The sequence below is a fragment of the Nocardia cyriacigeorgica genome (genome assembly GCF_010858045.1).
Lineage (GTDB): Bacteria > Actinomycetota > Actinomycetes > Mycobacteriales > Mycobacteriaceae > Nocardia > Nocardia cyriacigeorgica_E.
The window spans coordinates 1-18,445 of the sequence record NZ_JAAGVC010000042.1 but is presented as its reverse complement, the minus strand read 5'-3'; the positions used below and the strand labels follow the sequence as shown (position 1 = coordinate 18,445).

The 18,445-nt window shown below is 69.6% G+C and carries 20 protein-coding genes; 14 read left to right on the top strand and 6 right to left on the bottom strand.

Annotated elements, in window-relative coordinates; genetic code table 11:
* Positions 1-63: 63 nt before the first annotated feature.
* The 5 genes from bioB to GV790_RS24435 all read left to right on the top strand — a co-directional run bounded on the left by bioB (position 64) and on the right by GV790_RS24435 (position 3,076).
* Complete coding sequence (bioB, locus tag GV790_RS24455; RefSeq protein ID WP_163816501.1) at positions 64-1,077, top strand: biotin synthase BioB; 1,014 nt, start codon at positions 64-66, stop codon at positions 1,075-1,077.
* Between the two features lie 12 nt (positions 1,078-1,089).
* Entirely contained in the window at positions 1,090-1,305 is a 216-nt protein-coding gene (bsaP, locus tag GV790_RS24450; protein WP_163816500.1) for a biotin synthase auxiliary protein BsaP, read from the top strand.
* A 35-nt stretch (positions 1,306-1,340) separates the two neighbouring features.
* Entirely contained in the window at positions 1,341-2,051 is a 711-nt protein-coding gene (locus GV790_RS24445) for a DUF2567 domain-containing protein (RefSeq protein WP_163816497.1), read from the top strand.
* Positions 2,052-2,179: 128 nt separating this feature from the next.
* Complete coding sequence (locus tag GV790_RS24440; protein WP_163816495.1) at positions 2,180-2,713, top strand: DUF1353 domain-containing protein; 534 nt, start codon at positions 2,180-2,182, stop codon at positions 2,711-2,713.
* Positions 2,714-2,887: 174 nt separating this feature from the next.
* Positions 2,888-3,076: a hypothetical protein gene (locus tag GV790_RS24435; RefSeq protein ID WP_163816493.1), complete on the top strand. Its 189-nt coding sequence runs from the start codon at positions 2,888-2,890 to the stop codon at positions 3,074-3,076.
* 27 nt (positions 3,077-3,103) lie between these two features.
* Here the strand turns inward: GV790_RS24435 and GV790_RS24430 are convergent, their stop codons facing one another.
* Positions 3,104-3,439, bottom strand: a complete 336-nt coding sequence (locus GV790_RS24430) for a cupin domain-containing protein (RefSeq protein WP_163816491.1) — start codon at positions 3,437-3,439, stop codon at positions 3,104-3,106.
* A 72-nt stretch (positions 3,440-3,511) separates the two neighbouring features.
* Here GV790_RS24430 and GV790_RS24425 point away from each other — a divergent pair, with 72 nt between their 5' ends.
* Positions 3,512-4,447: a GlxA family transcriptional regulator gene (locus GV790_RS24425; protein ID WP_163816488.1), complete on the top strand. Its 936-nt coding sequence runs from the start codon at positions 3,512-3,514 to the stop codon at positions 4,445-4,447.
* A gap of 75 nt (positions 4,448-4,522) precedes the next feature.
* Here the strand turns inward: GV790_RS24425 and GV790_RS24420 are convergent, their stop codons facing one another.
* Entirely contained in the window at positions 4,523-5,281 is a 759-nt protein-coding gene (locus tag GV790_RS24420) for an NUDIX hydrolase (RefSeq protein ID WP_163816486.1), read from the bottom strand.
* 77 nt (positions 5,282-5,358) lie between these two features.
* Here GV790_RS24420 and nadA point away from each other — a divergent pair, with 77 nt between their 5' ends.
* The 3 genes from nadA to nadC all read left to right on the top strand — a co-directional run bounded on the left by nadA (position 5,359) and on the right by nadC (position 9,104).
* Entirely contained in the window at positions 5,359-6,402 is a 1,044-nt protein-coding gene (gene nadA / locus GV790_RS24415; RefSeq protein WP_163816484.1) for a quinolinate synthase NadA, read from the top strand.
* Between the two features lie 96 nt (positions 6,403-6,498).
* Positions 6,499-8,160, top strand: a complete 1,662-nt coding sequence (locus GV790_RS24410) for an L-aspartate oxidase (RefSeq protein ID WP_163816482.1) — start codon at positions 6,499-6,501, stop codon at positions 8,158-8,160.
* Between the two features lie 83 nt (positions 8,161-8,243).
* Positions 8,244-9,104 carry a carboxylating nicotinate-nucleotide diphosphorylase gene (gene nadC / locus GV790_RS24405; RefSeq protein WP_163816480.1) on the top strand — a complete coding sequence of 287 codons (861 nt, stop codon included), beginning with the start codon at positions 8,244-8,246 and terminating at the stop codon, positions 9,102-9,104.
* Between the two features lie 32 nt (positions 9,105-9,136).
* On the opposite strand, the gene GV790_RS24400 is transcribed toward nadC, so the two are convergent.
* Positions 9,137-10,684, bottom strand: coding sequence for a long-chain-fatty-acid--CoA ligase (locus tag GV790_RS24400; protein WP_163816478.1), 1,548 nt, complete (start codon positions 10,682-10,684; stop codon positions 9,137-9,139).
* 184 nt (positions 10,685-10,868) lie between these two features.
* Between GV790_RS24400 and GV790_RS24395 the strand changes: the two genes are divergently transcribed.
* From GV790_RS24395 to GV790_RS24385, 3 genes are read left to right on the top strand one after another with little or no spacing between them, the layout of a single operon-like run.
* Positions 10,869-12,053 (top strand): lipid-transfer protein, encoded by a 1,185-nt coding sequence (locus GV790_RS24395; protein WP_163816476.1) that lies wholly within the window; start codon positions 10,869-10,871, stop codon positions 12,051-12,053.
* A gap of 60 nt (positions 12,054-12,113) precedes the next feature.
* The gene (locus tag GV790_RS24390) at positions 12,114-12,944 is read left to right on the top strand and encodes an SDR family NAD(P)-dependent oxidoreductase (RefSeq protein WP_163816474.1); all 831 of its coding nucleotides are present in this window, start codon (positions 12,114-12,116) and stop codon (positions 12,942-12,944) included.
* Between the two features lie 20 nt (positions 12,945-12,964).
* Complete coding sequence (locus tag GV790_RS24385) at positions 12,965-14,164, top strand: TetR/AcrR family transcriptional regulator (RefSeq protein ID WP_163816472.1); 1,200 nt, start codon at positions 12,965-12,967, stop codon at positions 14,162-14,164.
* Positions 14,165-14,166: 2 nt separating this feature from the next.
* On the opposite strand, the gene GV790_RS24380 is transcribed toward GV790_RS24385, so the two are convergent.
* Both GV790_RS24380 and GV790_RS24375 read right to left on the bottom strand, forming a co-directional pair.
* Positions 14,167-14,805: a GNAT family N-acetyltransferase gene (locus GV790_RS24380; RefSeq protein ID WP_163816470.1), complete on the bottom strand. Its 639-nt coding sequence runs from the start codon at positions 14,803-14,805 to the stop codon at positions 14,167-14,169.
* 56 nt (positions 14,806-14,861) lie between these two features.
* Entirely contained in the window at positions 14,862-16,040 is a 1,179-nt protein-coding gene (locus GV790_RS24375) for a winged helix DNA-binding domain-containing protein (protein WP_163816467.1), read from the bottom strand.
* A gap of 84 nt (positions 16,041-16,124) precedes the next feature.
* On the opposite strand from GV790_RS24375, the gene GV790_RS24370 reads away from it, so the two are divergent.
* Positions 16,125-17,075, top strand: coding sequence for a phosphotransferase (locus tag GV790_RS24370; RefSeq protein ID WP_163816465.1), 951 nt, complete (start codon positions 16,125-16,127; stop codon positions 17,073-17,075).
* A 147-nt stretch (positions 17,076-17,222) separates the two neighbouring features.
* Complete coding sequence (locus GV790_RS24365; protein WP_163816463.1) at positions 17,223-18,098, top strand: LLM class F420-dependent oxidoreductase; 876 nt, start codon at positions 17,223-17,225, stop codon at positions 18,096-18,098.
* Positions 18,099-18,257: 159 nt separating this feature from the next.
* Here GV790_RS24365 and GV790_RS31345 read toward each other — a convergent pair whose 3' ends face one another.
* A complete protein-coding gene (locus GV790_RS31345) occupies positions 18,258-18,392 on the bottom strand; it encodes a hypothetical protein (RefSeq protein WP_256673505.1) in 135 nt (44 codons plus the stop codon).
* Positions 18,393-18,445 lie beyond the last annotated feature (53 nt).

The following is an 18,445-nucleotide window of genomic DNA, read 5'->3' as shown; positions in this document are numbered from 1 at the left end:
GTGAACGCCCTCTCGATCGGCCGTCGACGGCCGCGCCCCGGCCGGATGAAAGGGATTCGTGCAGTGACCCAGGCACCCGTGACCACCGACATTCTGGCCATCGCCCGCGAGCAGGTGCTCGAGCGCGGCGTCGGACTCACCCAGGAGCAAACTCTCGAGGTACTGGAGCTCGGTGACGACCGGCTCGAGGACCTGCTGGCATTGGCCCACGACGTGCGGATGAAGTGGTGCGGACCGGAGGTCGAGGTCGAGGGCATCATCAGCCTCAAGACCGGCGGCTGCCCGGAGGACTGCCACTTCTGCTCCCAGTCGGGCCTGTTCCAGTCGCCGGTGCGCGCCGCCTGGCTCGACATCCCGAGCCTGGTGGAGGCCGCCAAGCAAACCGCCAAGACCGGCGCCACCGAATTCTGCATCGTCGCGGCCGTGCGTGGCCCGGACGAGCGGCTGATGGCCCAGGTCGCCGCCGGTGTCGAAGCCATCCGCAATGAAGTCGACATCCAGGTCGCGTGCTCGCTCGGCATGCTCACCCAGGAACAGGTCGACCAACTCGCCGCCATGGGCGTGCACCGCTACAACCACAACCTGGAGACCTCGCGCTCGCATTTCCCCAACGTCGTCACCACCCACACCTGGGAGGAGCGCTGGGACACCCTGCGCATGGTGCGTGCGGCCGGCATGGAGGTCTGCTGCGGCGGCATCCTCGGCATGGGCGAAAGCCTGGAACAGCGCGCCGAATTCGCCGCCAACCTGGCCGAACTGGAGCCCGACGAGGTCCCGCTGAACTTCCTCAACCCGCGCCCGGGCACCCCCTTCGGCGACCTCGAGGTGCTGCCTGCCGCCGATGCGCTGCGTGCGGTGGCCGCGTTCCGGCTGGCGCTGCCGCGCACCATCCTGCGCTTCGCCGGCGGCCGCGAGATCACCCTCGGCGATCTCGGCGCCAAGCAGGGCATCCTCGGCGGCATCAACGCCGTCATCGTCGGCAACTACCTGACCACGCTCGGCCGCCCCGCCGAGAGCGACCTCGACTTGCTCGGCGAGCTGAAGATGCCGATCAAGGCGCTCAACGACACCATCTGACGGTCGGCGGTCATGGAGATGGACGAGCGCTACAACCCGTTCACCGGCAAACGGATCGTGCCGGGCCTCGACGACCCGATCCCGAAGGCCGCCGAGCTGGGTCTGGAGCCGCCGCGGTTCTGCGAGCACTGCGGGCGCAGGATGATCGTGCAGGTCAACCCCGACGGCTGGTGGGCCAAATGCTCCCGGCACGGGGTGACCGATTCGAGCAGCCTGGAGCGCCGCTAGGGCCGCGGCCGGGGCGGTCGGTCATAATCGCGCACATGGTCGAAGCGTCTACGCAAGCCCACCCCGTGACGGCGGAACCGGGCGCTGCCGTGCGCCGCGAGGTGGGCGCGGCGGGCGTCATCGCGGCCGCCGTCATCGTCGCCAACCTGATCGGGGCGGTGGTGTGGGCGCTGCTCGCGCCGGCCGAACAGCTGCTCGTGGTGCAGCCGGGACGAGGCGCGGCGCTCACCGGGGAGAGCGCGCACCGGTTCGACGCGGTGGCGATCTTCGTCTGCGTGGGCGCGGTGATCGGGCTGGTCTCGGCCGTGGGCGCATGGCGGTGGCGGCGGGTGCGCGGGCCCATCGCGTTCGCGGGCCTGCTGTTCGGATCGCTGGCGGGCGGCTGGCTGATGGCACTGCTCGGCCAGTACATCGCCGATGCGAACCATCCGCGCCCCACCGATCCGCCGGTGGGTCAGATCGTGGCCCTGCCGCCGGAGGTCGGCACCTGGCTCGCCCTGGTGCCGCAGCCGTTGATCGCGGCGCTGGTGGTGTTGTTCCTTGCCGCGCTGAGTTCGTCGGAGGATCTGGGGACCGGGTACGCGGGACCGGTGGGGGCGTCGCGACCGGTGCCGGATTACGCCTACGATCCCGCGGCGGTGTACGACCCGTACCGGGTGCCCGCGAACCCCGGGGTCTACGGTGCGCCGCTTCAGCCCGGTGCGCAGCGGCCGGAGACGCTGCCGGAACGGGATTCGTCGAACTGACGCCCGCGGTGCGCGGGCCTGCCCGGTCGAATCGGTTGTTGGCCCAACCGTTGCCGTGTGTTCGGCCGAGTAGCTACCTGCCGACCCTAGAATTGGTGCATACGCTGGACTTTCAGGGGAGGCGAGCCATGCCGTTCTCCGATGGCGGGATCGTCGTCGAGGAACTCGACGAACGGTTCTGGCAGGTGGCCGAACCGTTGGAGTACCACGGCGCCACCGAGCGATTCGTGGTGCCCGCGGGTTTCCGCACCGATTTCGCCTCGGTGCCGCGCCCGGTCGTGTGGTTGATCCCGCGCTACGGCGCGTACACGAAAGCCGCCATCCTGCACGACTATCTGCTGAGTTCCGGCGTGGTGAGCGCCGCCGATGCCGACGGCATCTTCCGCCGCACCCTCGGTGAGCTCGGGGTGTCGGTGCCGCGCCGCTGGATGATGTGGGCGGCCGTGCGTTTCGCCAGCCGGTTGCGCGGCGCCACCGCAGGCGATATTGCGCGGTTCCTGCTCGTCGCGGTGCTGTCGGTGCTGTTCCTGGCCGTCCCGGTGACGGTGGTGACGGTGTATCTGATCCTGTTCTGGTTCATCGAGTTGATCGCCTGGGCGATCCACCGATCGACCCACCGTCCACCCGAACCGGCTCCCACGCCGGATATGAAATCGGCCTGACCCCGCAACGGTCCGCGTCACGAATCGCACGGGGCGGTCGGCCCGCCACGAAAACCGCTGGCCCGGCCCGACCGCACCCGCCTACGGTGGCACGGCATTCATCCGGGGCGACAGCGTTACACGAGTGCGTCGCCACGCGTGAGTAGCCGCGCATCGGCGAGAGGAGGTGAACCCATGCGCAGCACCACCCCAGCGGCTGCCGGCGACTCGGCGTCGCGCGCCGGCGGACAGGCATCGGAGCGACCCGACCTGACCGCCTGGCGCAGGCGCCACGCGCTCCGCAGTTCCAACGCCGCCCGGCCACTGCCGAACAAGCGGCGCTACCGGCGCGAACGCAAACACGCGAAAGCCGATCACCAGTAGGGGAATTCGGCCGGTGCGCGGCTGCTCCTAGCCTTCGGGATAGAACAGGAACAGCGTGCAGCCGGTCGTTGTCGCGGGCACATGCCAGGTGCCCGCCGGTGCGTGCAGGAAGGTGCCCGCCGGATAGTCGCGGGCCCCGTCGTTGAACGTACCCGCCACGACGAACACTTCCTCCGGGCCGGGTTCGTGCACGTCGCGCCGCGGCCAGGAGGCGCCGGGATCCATCTCCAGCACGTTCGCGTGTGCCCCGTCCGGCCCGCGCCACAGCGGCCGGAGCCGGATGCCGGGAAAGAGTTCACGCACAGGCGCGTCGTCGACGGATACGGACGTGTAGCCCTGCTGGGCCAGGATTTCCGGATGCATGCCACCCACCCTGCCGGGCCATCGGGCCGGCACACCAGTGGCGGTAAAGACACCATAGGGTATTTTCCTGCCATGCATCGCGTCGTCGCTCTGGTGCGGCCGGTCCAGTCCACATTCGAGCTCGGTTGCGCGGCCGAGGTCTTCGGCACCGCGCGGGCCGGGATTCCGCAGCGCTACGAATTCCTGGTCTGTGCGGAGAAACCCGGGTCGGTGCCCACCTCGGCCGGATACTCGATGTCGGTCGCGCACGGGCTGTCGGCGCTGCGGTCGGCGGATACGGTCATCATTCCGGGATGGGCGCCCGTCGAGGCGCCGTTGCCGGAGCGGGTGCGCCGGGCACTGCTGGCCGCGCACCGCAGGGGTGCGCGGCTGGTGACGATCTGTTCGGGGGTGTTCGCCCTGGCCCGCACCGGGCTGCTGGACGGTCGCGAGGCCACCACGCACTGGGCGCGGGCCGCCCAGCTGGCGCGGGAGTTCCCGGCCGTGCGGGTGCAGCCCGACGTGCTCTATGTCGACCACGGTGACGTCGCCACCAGCGCGGGCGCGGGCGCGGGCATCGACCTGTGCCTGCACCTGGTCCGCACGGATCACGGCGCCGCGCACGCGGCCCTGGTGGCCCGCCACATGGTGATGCCGCCGCATCGCGACGGCGGCCAACTCCAGTACGCGCCCGCCCCGCCGCCGGAGGACGCCCTCGACGGACTGCTGGAATGGGCGGCCGCGCGCCTGGACACCCCGCTGTCGGTCGCGGATCTGGCCGTGCACCTGAATGTTTCGCCGCGCACCCTGGCCCGGCGATTCACCGAACAGCTCGGCACCGGCCCGGGTGCCTGGTTACTGGCACGGCGCGTGGCCGAAGCTCGTACCCTGCTCGAACAGACTGATCTGCCGGTGGAGGCGATCGCGGCCCGCGTCGGCCTGTCCTCGGCGGTGAACCTGCGCCGCCATTTCCGCACCCACGTCGGTACGACGCCGGGCGCCTACCGCCGGGCCTTCCGCACCGGGTGAACCGCCGCCGACTGGTCGGGCAGGCCCCGTCCGGAGTCGGCTGCCGGTCCACGCCGAAACACGGCTGTGTGCCGCTCAGGTCGGTGGGCGCAGCGCGGCGAACTCGTCGGTGACGCGGAGTTCGGAGTCGGTGAAGCGGTAGACGGCGGCGGGGCGCCCACCGGCGCGGCCGGGAGCGGCGGTCTCGCCGGTGGGGGTGATCACCTTGCGGCGGCTGAGGACTCGTTGCAGGTTCGTCGTGTCGACGTCGTATCCGAGTGCTACGCAATAGATTTCGCGCAGCGTCGACATGGTGAAGGTATCCGGGGCGAGCGCGAAGGCGATATTGGTGTAGGAAAGCTTGGCGGCCAACCGAGTTCGCGCATGGTCGACGACGATGCCGTGGTCGAAGGACATGTTCGGTAGTGCCGTCACCGGATGCCAGGCGGTGTCGGAGGGCAGTTGCGGATCGGCGGTCAACGGCACCAGGCCCAGGTAGGCCGAGGCGATGCGGCGCGGCGGCGGCACCCGGTCGGGGGCGCTGAACACCGACAGCTGCTCGAGATGGGTCAGCTCGCGCACATCGACCTTCTCGGCCAGCTGCCTGCGGGCCGAGAAATCCAGGTCCTCGTCGTCGCGCAACCGGCCACCGGGTAGCGACCAGGTGCCCGCCTGCGGGTCGAGCGCCCGCTGCCACAGCAGCACGGCCAATTCGGTCCGTTGACCAGGAGTGCGCCGCCCGCTGCGCCCGCCAGAACCCAAGTCACCGCTCTGACCTGCGGAGATGTCGGCAGGGAAGCGGCGAACCTGGAACACCGCGGTGAGCGATTCATGGATGGTGCTACTATGGGCCATGTTTTCGATCATAAGTCGAAAACCTGGTGTGGTGCGAATCGGCGGCGATGCCGGCTCGCACGAAGGAAGGAGCCGTCATGGCGACGATGGGAGCTGAACTCGCCCCCGCACTGTTGGAGCGGGTCACCGACACCCCGTCGGGATTCGCCGGGGTCGACGCGACACCCGAGTGGGCGAGCGAGGTCAAACGCCTCGCCAGGATGCGCAACGCGACCATCCTCGCGCACAACTACCAGCTGCCCGAGATCCAGGACGTGGCCGACCACGTCGGTGACTCGCTGGCGCTGTCCCGGATCGCGGCCGAAGCACCCGAGGACACCATCGTGTTCTGCGGCGTGCACTTCATGGCCGAGACCGCCAAGATCCTGAGCCCTGACAAGACCGTCCTGATCCCGGATCAGCGCGCGGGTTGCTCGCTGGCCGATTCGATCACCGCCGACGAGCTGCGCGAGTGGAAGGCCGAGCACCCGGGCGCGGTCGTGGTGTCGTATGTGAACACCACCGCCGCGGTGAAGGCCCTCACCGACATCTGCTGCACCTCCTCCAACGCCGTCGACGTGGTCGCCTCCATCGACCCCGGCCGCGAGGTGCTGTTCCTGCCGGACCAGTTCCTCGGTGCGCACGTCAAGCGCGTCACCGGCCGGGAGAACATGCACATCTGGGCGGGCGAATGCCACGTGCACGCCGGCATCAACGGCGACGAACTCCAGGAACAGGCGCGCACCCACCCGGACGCCGAACTGTTCGTGCACCCCGAATGCGGGTGCGCCACCTCGGCGCTGTACCTGGCGGGCGAGGGCTCGTTCCCGGCCGACCGGGTGCACATCCTGTCCACCGGCGGCATGATCGACGCGGCCAAGGCGGCCAAGTCGAATCAGGTGCTGGTGGCCACCGAGGTCGGCATGCTGCACCAGCTGCGCAAGGCCGCGCCCGGCATCGATTTCCAGGCCGTCAACGACCGCGCGGCCTGTAAGTACATGAAGATGATCACCCCGGCCGCCCTGCTGCGCAGCCTCGCCGAGAACACCGACGAGGTGCACGTCGATCCGGAAACCGCGGCTCTGGCCCGCAATTCGGTGCAGCGCATGATCGAGATCGGTAATCCCGGCGGCGGGGAGTAAGCCCGGCATCGCGGCCGCGTGCCGATATCGCCGCCACGGCGCGCGATGCGGCGCCGGCCGCGGGAACCGCGAATGCGGGAAGAAGGTAGGAACGGGATGGGCTTCGACTGGACCGCGGACGCGGATTTCGTCGTCATCGGAGGTGGGGTCGCGGGGCTGACCGCGGCCCGCGCGGCGTCCCAGCGTGGGCTGCGGGTGCTGGTGCTCAGCAAGGGCGGGCCGACCGACACCTCGACCCAGTATGCGCAGGGCGGCATCGCCGTGGTTGCGCCGCACGGGGATTCGGTCGAATCGCATGTGCGTGACACCGTCGACGCGGGCGGCGGTCTCTGTGATGTCGCGGCGGTTGAGTCGATCGTTGCCGGCGGTCAGGACGCTGTCGCCGCGCTGACGGATCTGGGCGCCGTCTTCGACCTCGGCCGCGACGGGCAGATCTCACGCACCCGAGAGGGCGGGCACAGTACCCGGCGGATCATTCACGCGGGCGGTGACGCCACCGGCGCGGAGGTGCAGCGGGCGTTGAACGCGGCGGGGCTGCCGGTGCTGTTCCGCACCGCCGCCCTGCGGATCGTCACCGGAGATCGTGGCGTGCGCGGGGTGATCGCGGTATCCGAGCGCGGGATCGGCGCGGTGCACGCGCCCGCCGTGCTGCTGGCCACCGGCGGGCTCGGTCAGCTCTACGCGCTGAGCACCAATCCGCCGGGTGCCACCGCCGACGGCATCGCGCTCGCCCTGTGGGCCGGCGCCGAGGTAGCGGACCTGGAGTTCGTGCAGTTCCATCCCACGGTGCTGCACAGGCCGGGCGGGCTCGGCCGCAGGCCGCTGATCAGCGAAGCGGTGCGCGGCGAGGGTGCGGTGCTGGTCGATTCGCGTGGCGAGTCGGTGACCGCGGGTGTGCATCCGCTCGGTGATCTCGCGCCCCGCGATGTGGTCTCGCGCGCCATCGCCGACCGCATGCGACAGCTGGGGGAGGATCACGTCTATCTCGACGCGCGCGCCGTCGAGGGTTTCACCCGGCGCTTCCCGACGATCACCGCCTCCTGCCTGGCGGCCGGGATCGACCCGCGTACCGAGCTGATCCCGGTGGCACCGGCAGCTCACTACCAGTGTGGTGGTGTCGTCACCGACGTGTGCGGCCGCACCTCGGTGCCGGGGCTGTACGCGGCGGGGGAGGTGGCGCGCACCGGTCTGCACGGGGCGAACCGTCTGGCCTCCAACAGCTTGCTGGAGGGCCTGGTGGTGGGCGAACGCGCGGGAGCAGCCGCAGTGGCGCGCCTGGGCGAACCGACCGGCTTCACCTTCGGTGCGAAGGTCGAGGCCCCCGCGGCACCACGGGAACTCGTGCAGCGGCTGATGACCACGCACGCGGGCGTCGTGCGCGACGCCGCAGGCCTCACAGCGGCACTCGATGCCCTGGGAAGGGCTGCGCGCGGTACGGAAGATTCGCCGCTCACTCCTGACTCGACGGTGATGGATACGCTTGCGCCGGAGCAGCTTGCGGCAGGCGCCGACGCGGATGCGGCCGGTCGCTCCGAACTGCTGGCCCGGCGCATCGCCGCGTTCGAGGACGCGGCCCTCACCGTCACCGCGCGCGCTCTGCTGCTCGCGGCGGCGGCGCGGGAGGAGAGCCGGGGCTGCCACACCCGTTCCGATCACCCGGTGCCGGTCGATGCCGCCCGCGCCAGCACAGCGATCCGGCTGGGGCCGGACGGCAACCCGTCTTCCACGCCACTGACCGTGCCGGTCACCACCGGATAGCGCCCGCCGGTGACACACGGCGGCCGAACCCGTGCCGCCGTGGGCCATTCGGCCGCCACAGACATGAGAGTAGGGAGTTCGTAATGGGTTTGGATGCGGGGTTGGACCGCGAGGAAGTGCGCACGCTGATCCGCACCGCGCTGGACGAGGACCTGCGCTACGGCCCGGACGTGACGACCGTCGCGACGGTCCCCGAGGACGCGGTGGTGAAGGCCTCGGTGGTCTCGCGGCAGCCGGGGACGGTAGCCGGGATCGATGTCGGGTTGCTGGTACTCGACGAGGTCATCGGCGCGGGCAACTACGAGGTCGCCGAGCGGGTGGCCGATGGCACCCGCGTCACGCCGGGCGACGCCGTGCTGAGCATCGTCGCACCGACTCGCGGGCTGCTCACCGCTGAACGCACCATGCTGAACCTGCTGTGCCACCTGTCCGGCATCGCCACCGCCACCGCCGCCTGGGTGGACGCCGTCTCCGGCACCGAATGCCGTATCCGCGACAGCCGCAAGACCCTGCCCGGTCTGCGGGCTCTGCAGAAGTACGCGGTGCGGGTGGGCGGCGGCGTCAATCACCGGATGGGCCTCGGGGACGCCGCCCTCATCAAGGACAACCACGTCGTCGCCGCCGGTTCGGTGGTCGAGGCGCTGCGCGCGGTCCGCGAACTCGCCCCCGATATCGCCTGCGAGGTGGAGGTCGACAGCCTCGAACAGCTCGACGCGGTGCTCGCCGAGGACGTGGAGCTGGTGCTGCTGGACAACTTCCCGCTCTGGCAGACCCAGGCCGCGGTTCAGCGCCGCAACGCCACCGCACCCCGCACGAAACTGGAGTCCTCCGGCGGCCTCACCCTCGATGTGGCCGCCGAGTACGCCCGCACCGGTGTCGACTTCCTCGCCGTCGGCGCGCTCACCCACTCGGTGACGGTGCTGGATCTCGGCCTGGATATGTAGGCCCGGCGTCCTCCGGGCGCACCGGCGCCCGGTCAGTGCACCGCGGGCGCCGACTCGCTCCAGAACTCTTTGCGCAGTTCGCGTTTGAGGATCTTGCCCGCCCCCGAAACGGGCAGGGAGTCCACGAACGCGACACTGCGGGGGATCTTGTAGTTCGCGATCAGGCTCTTGCAGTGCTCACGCACGGTGTCGGAGTCCAGTTCGGCGCCCGGCTGCCGGACGATGACCGCGTGCACCCGTTCGCCCCACTGGTCGTCGGGTACCCCGATCACGGCGCAGGCGGCGACGGAAGGGTGGGCCGCCACGGCGTTTTCGACCTCCACCGAATACACGTTCTCGCCGCCGGTGATGATCATGTCCTTGATCCGGTCGACGATGAACACATAGCCCTGCTCGTCCATCCGGCCGCCGTCACCGGTGTGCATCCAGCCGTCGCGGATCGCCTCGGCGGTCGCTTCGGGCTTGTTCCAATAGCCGAGCATCACGTTGTCACCACGCGCGACCACCTCACCGACCGCACCGCGCGGCACCTCCGCGCCGGTCTCGTCGACGACCTTGACCTCCACGTGCGGCGCCGCCCGGCCGGCCGAGCGACGCAGTTCCGGGCGCAGATGGTCGGCCGGGGAGAGCAGTGTGGCGATCGGCGAGAGTTCGGTCATGCCGTAGGCCTGGGTGAAACCGGCGTCCGGGAACATCGCCATCGCCCGTTCCAGCACGGCCTCCGCAATCGGTGAGGCGCCGTAGATCAGATGCCGCACACTGCTGAGATCATGCGAGGCGGCGGCCGGATCGTCGACCAGCATCTGGATCATGGTCGGCACCAGTAGTGCGTCGGTGATCCGTTGCCCGGCCATGGTTTCCAGTACGCCGGCGGGCGTGAAGGCCGGGACGAACACGTGCGTCGCGTCGGCCAGGTTGCCGCAGGTCCACAGGGCGAAATCGGCCAGATGGAACATCGGCGCGGCGTGCAGCAGGCGTCCGGCGCGAGAGAGTACGTGGCCGGTGGACAGCGAGCCCAGCGCCGAGGTGACCAGATTGTCGTGGCTGAGCATGACGCCCTTGGGGTGACCGGTGGTGCCGCCGGTGTAGAAGATGCCGAGCAGGGTGTCGCCGCCGGTGCGGGTGTCGGGCACGGGTTCGTGGCCCGCGATCAGTTCTTCGTAGTCGACGGTGTCCGGCGGTGCGTCGCCGTCACCGATGAAGATCACCGTGCGCAGCCGGTCGAAGGCCTTGCGGATCGGCGCGATCATCGGCGCGAACGCATCGTCGACCAGTAGCACGGTGGTGTCCGAATCCTGCAGCGAGTAGACGATTTCCGCGACGCTCCAGCGGATGTTCACCGGATTGGCGACCGCGCCGAGCCACGGCACCGCCAGGTAGTACTCGTGGTAGCGATCGCTGTTCAACGCCAGGATCCCCACGCGCTCGCCCTGTCGCACCCCGAGCGCATTCAGCGCGCCGGCCAACCGCGCGACCCGATCCGCCGACTCGGCGACGGTGCGCACCCGGTCGCCGCAGATCGTGGCTATCTCGCCGGGCCGCTGCTGTAGCGCGCGATGCAGGGATTGCGTGAGGTACATCGTGTCCTCCTGGAGCAGGTGATCAGAGTGCGACCTAGGTCACACCAGGCAGTGTAAGTAAACGACTGATAGGTGTAAAGAGCCGTCACCTGGGCTGGTTGGAGCGCTTTTTCAGTATTGACACCGATACTCCTGCTGGTGCAACCATGTAAGTGAATTGCTGATAGCTGATTGGAGAAAGGCTATGGGAGTCACGACCCTCGTCGCCGGTGTCGGGATGATCCCGTTCACCACCCCGCGCACGAGCCAGACCTACGACGTGATGGGTGAACGCGCGGTGCGCGCCGCACTGATCGACGCCGGCATCGACTACACCGCCGTCCAGCAGGCCTATGCGGGCTACGTCTACGGCGATTCCACCTCCGGTCAGGCCGCGCTGTACCGGGTCGGCGTCACCGGTATCCCGGTGGTCAACGTCAACAACAACTGCTCGACCGGCTCGTCGGCGCTGTTCCTGGCCAGGCAGGCCATCGAGCACGGCGTCGCCGATGTGGTGCTCGCGGTGGGGTTCGAACAGATGCAGCGCGGTGCGCTCACCATGTCCTACACCGATCGGCCGAGCCCGTTCGACAGTTTCGGCGCCGTCGTCGACCGCCTCCAGGGTGGCAGCGACGCACCGTTCGCGGCGCAGTACTTCGGCGGCGCCGGCCGCGAGTACGCCGACAGATACGGCATGGATCCGGCGGTGTTCGCCCAGATCGCGGTCAAGGCGCGCAAGCACGCGGCCCATAACCCGTTCGCGGTGTTCCGCGACCCGTTGACCGTCGAGCAGGTGCTGGCCGCACCGCGGATCTACGGACCGCTCACCCGATTGCAGTGCTGCCCGCCCACCTGCGGAGCGGCCGCGGCAGTGCTGGTGAGCGCGGAGTACGCACGCAAGCACGGGCTGCGCCGCGACGTCGCGATCGCCGCGCAGGCCATGACCACCGACGGTCCCGCGACCTTCGACAGCGATTCGATGATCGATATCGTCGGCGCCGATATGGCCCGCTCGGCCGCGCAGCAGGTGTACGAGCGCGCGGGCATCGGGCCCGAGGACATCCGCGTGGTCGAGCTGCACGACTGCTTCACCACCAACGAACTGCTCACCTACGAGGCACTCGGACTCACCCCGGAGGGGACGGCCGAGAAGTTCATCGCCGACGGGGACAACACCTACGGCGGCCGGGTCGTCACCAACCCGTCGGGTGGGCTGCTGTCGAAGGGGCATCCGCTGGGCGCGACCGGTCTGGCCCAATGCGCCGAACTGGTGTGGCAGCTGCGGGGCGAGGCCGAGCAGCGTCAGGTGGACGATGCGCGGGTCGCCTTGCAACACAACATCGGCCTCGGCGGTGCCGCCGTCGTCACCCTGTACCAGAAGGTGGGCTGACCCATGCCGCTCGACCCCGCCGTCATCGCCCTCTGACCTTCGCACGTAAGGAGATTCACCATGGGAAATCTGGACAACAAGGTCGCCATCGTCTCCGGCTCCGGCCGCGGCATCGGCCGCGAGATCGCGCTGAAGTTCGCCGCGCAGGGAGCGCGCGTGGTCGTCAACGATCTCGATGCCGAACCGGCGAAGGAGACCGTCGCCGCCATCGAGGCCGCGGGCGGCCAGGCGGTGGCGGTGCCCGGCAGCGTCACCGATGAGGACTTCGCGCAGCGCTTCGTCGCCACCGCCGTCGACACCTACGGCGGCCTCGACATCATCGTCAACAATGCCGGCTACACCTGGGATTCGGTGATCCAGAAGATGACCGACGAGCAGTGGGACGCCATCCTGGACGTGCACCTCAAGGCGCCGTTCCGGATCTTGCGGGCCGCCCAGCCGGTGATCGCCGGTCTGGTGAAGCGAGCCAAGGAGGCGGGCGAGCCGGTGCCGTGCCGGAAGGTGGTCAACATTTCGTCGATGGCGGGCACCGGAGGCAATGCCGGACAGTCCAATTACTCCGCCGCCAAGGCGGGTGTGCTCGGCCTGACCAAGACCCTGGCGAAGGAATGGGGTCGCTACAACGTCACCGTCAACGCGGTCGCGTTCGGGCTCATCAAGACCCGGCTCACCGAAGCGCCTGCCGACGGCAGCAGCACCATCGACGTGCAGGGCCGGGAGCTGAAAGTCGGCGTCAACCCCGATCTGCTGGCGGCGATGGAACACTCGATCCCGCTGGGCCGGGCGGGCACGCCGGTCGAAGCGGCCGGTGCGGTGTACTTGCTGTGCACCCCGGAATCCGATTACATCAGCGGCCAGACACTCGTCTGCGGTGGCGGGTTCAACGTCTGACGATGCGGGAGGAGCGGGCAGTGATCGCGAGCCGAGCCGAGCCGACGCAGGTGGCACGGCCGGCTCGCGGCACCCGCCCGGCCAACCGGCGCGACCTGATCCTCGCCGCGGCCGCCGACCTGTACTTCCGGCGCGGCTACGCGGGTGTGTCGATGCGCGATGTCGCCGACGCGGTCGCCATCGGGCCGTCGGCACTGTATCGCCACTTCACCGGCAAGCAGGACCTGCTGTATGCCGTCGTGGCCGGCGCGCTGACCACGGTGGAAGCCGCCCTCGACGGCCTCGCCGCCGATCCGAGCGCCGATCCGGCCGTCATCCTGGCCGAAACCATGCTGGAGCATCGCGGTGCCGGGGTGCTCTGGCACGCCGAGGCCAGGCATCTGAGCGGTGCGGCGCGCACCGAGCTACGCCATCAGTTGCGCGGCATCGGTGCCCGGCTGGCCGAGATCCTGCGACGCGCCCGGCCCGAACTCGGGCACGCCGAGGCCGATTACCTGTCGTGGTGTGTCCTCGGTGTCACCACCAGCGCGTCCTATTACCACCTCGAGCTGCCGAAGGAGCGCTTCGTCGCCTTGATCGCCGGTCTCAGCAGGGCGGTCGCGGAGATGCCGATCGCGCCGCTGCCGAGCCCGAGCCGAGCCGATGAGCCCGCGCCGCGGTGGGCGCCGAATCGGCGCGAAGCGATCCTGCGCACCGCCACCACGCTGTTCGCCAGGCACGGATTCGCCGGCGTCGGCAACGACGATATCGGCGCCGCCGTCGGCATCGCGGGCCCGAGCATCTACAACCATTTCGACAGCAAGGCCGACATCCTGGCCACGGCCATGCGCCGCGGGAACGAACTGCTGCGCGCCGATATGATCCGCCAGCTCGGCCGCGCCCGCAGCGCCATCGATGCCGTGCGCCTGCTCATCACGAGCTACTGCGAGTTCGTCTTCGAGTACAACGATCTGATGCGCCTGCTGATCTCGGAGGCCGATCGGCTGCCCGCCGACGATCGCCGCCGCACCCGCCAGGTGCAACGCGAGTACATCGCCGAATGGGCGCAACTGCTGCGGCAGATCCATCCGCACTGGGACGCCGATGAGACCCGCATCCGGATCCACGCGGCGTTCACCGTGGTCAACGACCTCGCGGCGACGCCGCATCTGCGTGCCATCGATACGGTCGCCGAGCCGACGGCCGCCGTCTGCCGCCGAATACTCGACGTCGGTCGATAGGCTCAGAACTCCCGCACCATGGTCTGCTGACGCACCCGCTTGCCCTGGTATCGCACGCCGGGGACGAGTGGCCGGGGGCCGTGCGGCCGAAATCCCATGCGGTCGAAGAACTTCACCGCCCGGGCGTTCTGGACCAACGTCTGTAGATGGCAGCCGGGGGAGTCGACCGAACGCAGGCGGGTGAACCACAACCGCATCATCGCGTCGGCGGCGCCGGTGCCGCGGCCTTCCGGGGCGACATTGATGTGCAGGTGCGCGGGCCAGCGGGGGTCGGTGAAATCTTCCGCGACCGGCGTCCGCCGGATCGTGGCGGTCAGTGTGTCGAGGCCGGCGCGGGCGAAGAACACGGCGGAGCGGGACAGGAAGATCGAGCGGTAGCGGCGAAACGCCTGCTCCATCCGCTCGCTCTCGGAGGGGAACGCGGCGGTGTCGACGCATCCGGCGAGGTAACCGATCAGGCGGCCCTCGTGCTCGGCGACGAACAGCGATTCGGGCTCCAGATCCATATAGGGGTCCAGATACACCGCGGCCTCGGAATCGGCGTGCCCCCAGAGGCGTTCGGTGGGCGAACCCGCACCCGCGCGGCCGAACAGCTCGCGGAGTTCGGCGCGGTCGGTTTCCCGGTACGGGCGAGCATCCATGCACCCGACAGTAGTGAACCCCGGCACGGGTGTGTTCGCCGCGACCGGCCATCGGCTCAGGCGGTCAGTTCCTTTTCGAGCGGGGTCCGGAAGCGGGGAACCGGGCGGACATCGCCGAACCAGGCGCCGATCCGTTCGGCTTCCGCCTCGATCATCGCGATGGCGTCGGACCCGACGTCCTCCAGCAGCCGCAGCGCGATCTCCCCGTTCTTGCGTTGCGCCCAGCCGCCGACGATGCGGCCGTCGCACCAGATGGTCGGTCCGATATTGCCGTTGCGGTCGAACAGGGCGGCGGCGTGGTCACCGAGGTACCAGGAGCGCGACTGCCAGCCCATCGGCGTGGGATCGAGCGCGGGCAGCAGCGCCGCCCATGGTTCGGGTTCGGCCACCGGATCGAGGTCGTCGGTGAGGATCACACCGGTGCCCTCGTCGAGTTCCACCTCGGTGATGTCGAGGCGCGCCAGTGTCTTTCGCACCTCACCGAGCGTCCACCCGGTCCACCATTTGATATCGCTCACCGGTGCCGGGCCGAACGCGCGCAACCACTGCCGGACCAGTGCGTCGCGGGCGTCGTCGGCGGGCAGGACGGGCACGCCGCCGGGCAGCCACGATTCGATCGGCGACCAGGTGTACTGGCTGCTCGACCAGCTGCCGTTGGGGCGCCCACGCACGATGCGCCCCTCCGCGCCGAGCGTCACCAGCACCCAGGTGGTGATATTCGTCGGACGCGAATACGCCTTCTCCGGTGCGGTATTCACCTGGGTGCGCAGCAGCGGCACATCCTTGCTCAGCTGCGCACCGGTGGCGGCGCCGCGCGCGAGCAGCGCCCGATGCGTGTGCTCCTCGACCGCCGTCCACCAGGACCGCACGTCACCATCACCGATTCCGGCCTGCTCGAGGAATTTTCCGTAGGTGCGGCGCTGCTTGTCGGCCAGTGCATCCGCGCACGAGGCCTGCAGGACGGGCACCAGCTCCACCGGCGCCACGAACATGGTGCGCCGCATCGCCAGCATCCGCAGCAACGAACGATCCTCGTACAGCGCCTGTTCGATATCGGCGGGCATGATCCCGTCGCCACGCGCGGCCACCGACAGGAACACCGTCGCCGGATCGGTCGCGTGCAGCACCACCATCGACCGCGCGATATCCGCGACGTCGGCACTGCGCTGCCGGTAGGCCAGCCGATGCCGGACCCCGAGCCGTGCGCGCCGCTGTGCGGTGGTGATCGAACGCATATGCGAATACTAGCGGGCGCCCGGCCCGCCATGCCTGCCCGAAATCGGTGGGCGCGGACTCGGCGAGGTGGCAGGATCGGGCCGGTGTCCGATTTCATGAGCCCCTCAGCCCTCGCCGATCGCACCGCCGCCGCCGTCGACGCTGCCGTCGGAGCGGGGCGCGACCTAGGTCTCACCGTCACCGAGGCGCGGGTGCTGCACGATCTGTTCTCCGTCGTCGTCCACCTCGCGCCCGCGCCGGTCGTCGCGCGGATACCGACCGTGCTGCCGGCCGGCGGCGGCCTCGACGCGCTGGCCCGGCGGCAACGTTCGGAACTCGACGTGACGCGGTGGCTGGCCGATCAGGGCACGCCCGTCATCGCCCCCAGTTCGCTCGTTCCGGCCGAACCCGTTCGCCGCGACGGGTTCTCGATGACCTTCTGGGAGTACGTCGACGAGCAACCGGACGCCGAACCCGACTACGCGGCGAACTGCGAACGCGTCGCCGACCTGCACGCGGCCCTGCGCGCCTATCCCGGGCAGTTGTCGTTCCTGTCCGCGGCCGAACCGGGGTTCGTCACCGAAGCTCTGGCCGCGCTCGGTACCCGCCCCGACCTTCTCGATGCCACTGATCTGGACCGCGCACGCCGCGAGTGGTCGATCCTGGAGCCGCTGGTGCGTTCCCGCCCGGCCTTCGAGGAGGCATTTCCCGGGGTCGACCTGCAACCCATCCACGGCGATTCGCCACCGGCGAACATTTTCCCCGGTGTGCGCGGCGACCTGTTCTCCGATTTCGAGCTGGTGACGCTCGGCCCGGTCGAATGGGATCTGGCGGCGCTCGGACCGGAGCTGGAAGCCGCCTACGACCGTGGGGCGCGCCGGCGTGGTCTGCGGCCGTTGAATCCCGAGGCGATGAAGTTCGTCAACGCGGTCGGCATGCTGCGGGTTGTCGCTTACCTCTGGCTGGCACCGCAACTTCCGGTGCTGGTCGACTTCATGAAGCCGGCCATCGACCAGTGGCGGGAGATGCCGTTCGCCGGTGGACTGCGCCGCTGACGATACGGATGCGCGACGGCCGTCGCGGATGCGGGGACAGCGGCGGCCGTAGGGGCAGGTTCGCGCGCGACGAGCAGGCCTTGACCTGGAGTGCACTCCAGCTCATAACCTGTGCCGTACAGCCTGCCGATCTGAGGAGATCATCGTATGGACCTCGGTTTTCACATTCCGAACTTCGACATCGACGGTGGCCCCGGCGCGATCGCCGGTGAATTGACCAGGGTGGGCGCGGCGGCCGAAGAAGCCGGCGCGACCTGGCTGTCGTTCATGGACCACTACTTCCAGATCCCGCCCACCGGTCTGCCCGCCGAGGCGCACATGCTCGAGGGGTACACCACGCTGGGCTTCCTGGCCGCGCACACCTCGAGTGTGGAACTCGGCCTGCTGGTCACCGGCGTCACCTATCGCCATCCCGGCCTGCTCGCCAAGATCGTCACCACCCTCGACGTGCTCTCCGGCGGCCGCGCCGCCCTCGGCCTCGGCGCCGCCTGGTTCGACCGCGAACACCACGGCCTCGGCGTGCCCTACCCGCCGATCTCCGAACGCTTCGAACGGCTCGAGGAAGCTCTGCGCATCTGCGCGCAGATGTGGGACCCCGACAACAACGGCCCCTTCGACGGCAAGCACTACCAGCTGGCCGAAACCCTGTGCTCCCCACAGCCTCTGCACCGGCCCACCGTCCTCATCGGTGGCGGCGGCGAACGCAAGACCCTGCGCCTGGTCGCGCAGTACGGCGATGCCTGCAACCTCTTCGCCACCTCACCCGCCGAGGTGGAACACAAGCTCGACGTCCTGCGCCGCCATTGCGACGATGTGGGCCGTGACTACAGCACGATCCGCACAACCATCATGGCCGACCGCTCTTACGCCACCCCCGACACCCGCGACGAATTCGTCCGCGCCATGGCCGATTACGCGAAACTCGGCGTGGATGCCGTGATGGCCATTCCGCTCACCGGCTCCCCGGCCAAGTGGATCGACGGGCTGGCCCCGATCGTCCCGCAACTCGCCGACCTCGGGTGAGGGGGCGGTCCGCACAGTCGGACTGAATGCGATTGGGCAGCAGGTCCGCCCGTGCGCTCGCCTGGCCGGGCTGCGCGGGCGGATCGTGCTGAATCGGGCCGCGTGAACAGCGCGGTCGAGCAGCGTTCGGCACGCGGTCCGGCAGGCAGGTGCGGCGGACTACGCGAGCGCGTGCTCGGTGATCTCGGTGCTGAATCCGGATCCGTTGAGTTCCAGGTAGAGCTGGCGTTCGGTGATCGAAACGGCGGCGGTGGTGCGGCGGTCGAGGGCTGAGGGGCTCATGAAATCGGACACCGGCCCGATCCTGCCACCTCGCCGAGTCCGCGCCCACCGATTTCGGGCAGGCA

Bases quoted from the DNA above. Each gene is read 5' to 3' on its own strand.
- GV790_RS24430 (WP_163816491.1), bottom strand. From the start codon at position 3,439: ATGCATCCGGAAATCCTGGCCCAGCAGGGCTACACGTCCGTATCCGTC.
- nadA (WP_163816484.1), top strand. From the start codon at position 5,359: ATGGCGACGATGGGAGCTGAACTCGCCCCCGCACTGTTGGAGCGGGTC.
- GV790_RS24395 (WP_163816476.1), top strand. From the start codon at position 10,869: ATGGGAGTCACGACCCTCGTCGCCGGTGTCGGGATGATCCCGTTCACC.
- bsaP (WP_163816500.1), top strand. From the start codon at position 1,090: ATGGAGATGGACGAGCGCTACAACCCGTTCACCGGCAAACGGATCGTG.
- GV790_RS24425 (WP_163816488.1), top strand. From the start codon at position 3,512: ATGCATCGCGTCGTCGCTCTGGTGCGGCCGGTCCAGTCCACATTCGAG.
- GV790_RS24365 (WP_163816463.1), top strand. From the start codon at position 17,223: ATGGACCTCGGTTTTCACATTCCGAACTTCGACATCGACGGTGGCCCC.
- GV790_RS24400 (WP_163816478.1), bottom strand. From the start codon at position 10,684: ATGTACCTCACGCAATCCCTGCATCGCGCGCTACAGCAGCGGCCCGGC.
- GV790_RS24410 (WP_163816482.1), top strand. From the start codon at position 6,499: ATGGGCTTCGACTGGACCGCGGACGCGGATTTCGTCGTCATCGGAGGT.
- GV790_RS24420 (WP_163816486.1), bottom strand. From the start codon at position 5,281: ATGGCCCATAGTAGCACCATCCATGAATCGCTCACCGCGGTGTTCCAG.
- GV790_RS24440 (WP_163816495.1), top strand. From the start codon at position 2,180: ATGCCGTTCTCCGATGGCGGGATCGTCGTCGAGGAACTCGACGAACGG.
- GV790_RS24435 (WP_163816493.1), top strand. From the start codon at position 2,888: ATGCGCAGCACCACCCCAGCGGCTGCCGGCGACTCGGCGTCGCGCGCC.
- GV790_RS24445 (WP_163816497.1), top strand. From the start codon at position 1,341: ATGGTCGAAGCGTCTACGCAAGCCCACCCCGTGACGGCGGAACCGGGC.
- GV790_RS24380 (WP_163816470.1), bottom strand. From the start codon at position 14,805: ATGGATGCTCGCCCGTACCGGGAAACCGACCGCGCCGAACTCCGCGAG.
- GV790_RS24375 (WP_163816467.1), bottom strand. From the start codon at position 16,040: ATGCGTTCGATCACCACCGCACAGCGGCGCGCACGGCTCGGGGTCCGG.
- nadC (WP_163816480.1), top strand. From the start codon at position 8,244: ATGGGTTTGGATGCGGGGTTGGACCGCGAGGAAGTGCGCACGCTGATC.
- GV790_RS24390 (WP_163816474.1), top strand. From the start codon at position 12,114: ATGGGAAATCTGGACAACAAGGTCGCCATCGTCTCCGGCTCCGGCCGC.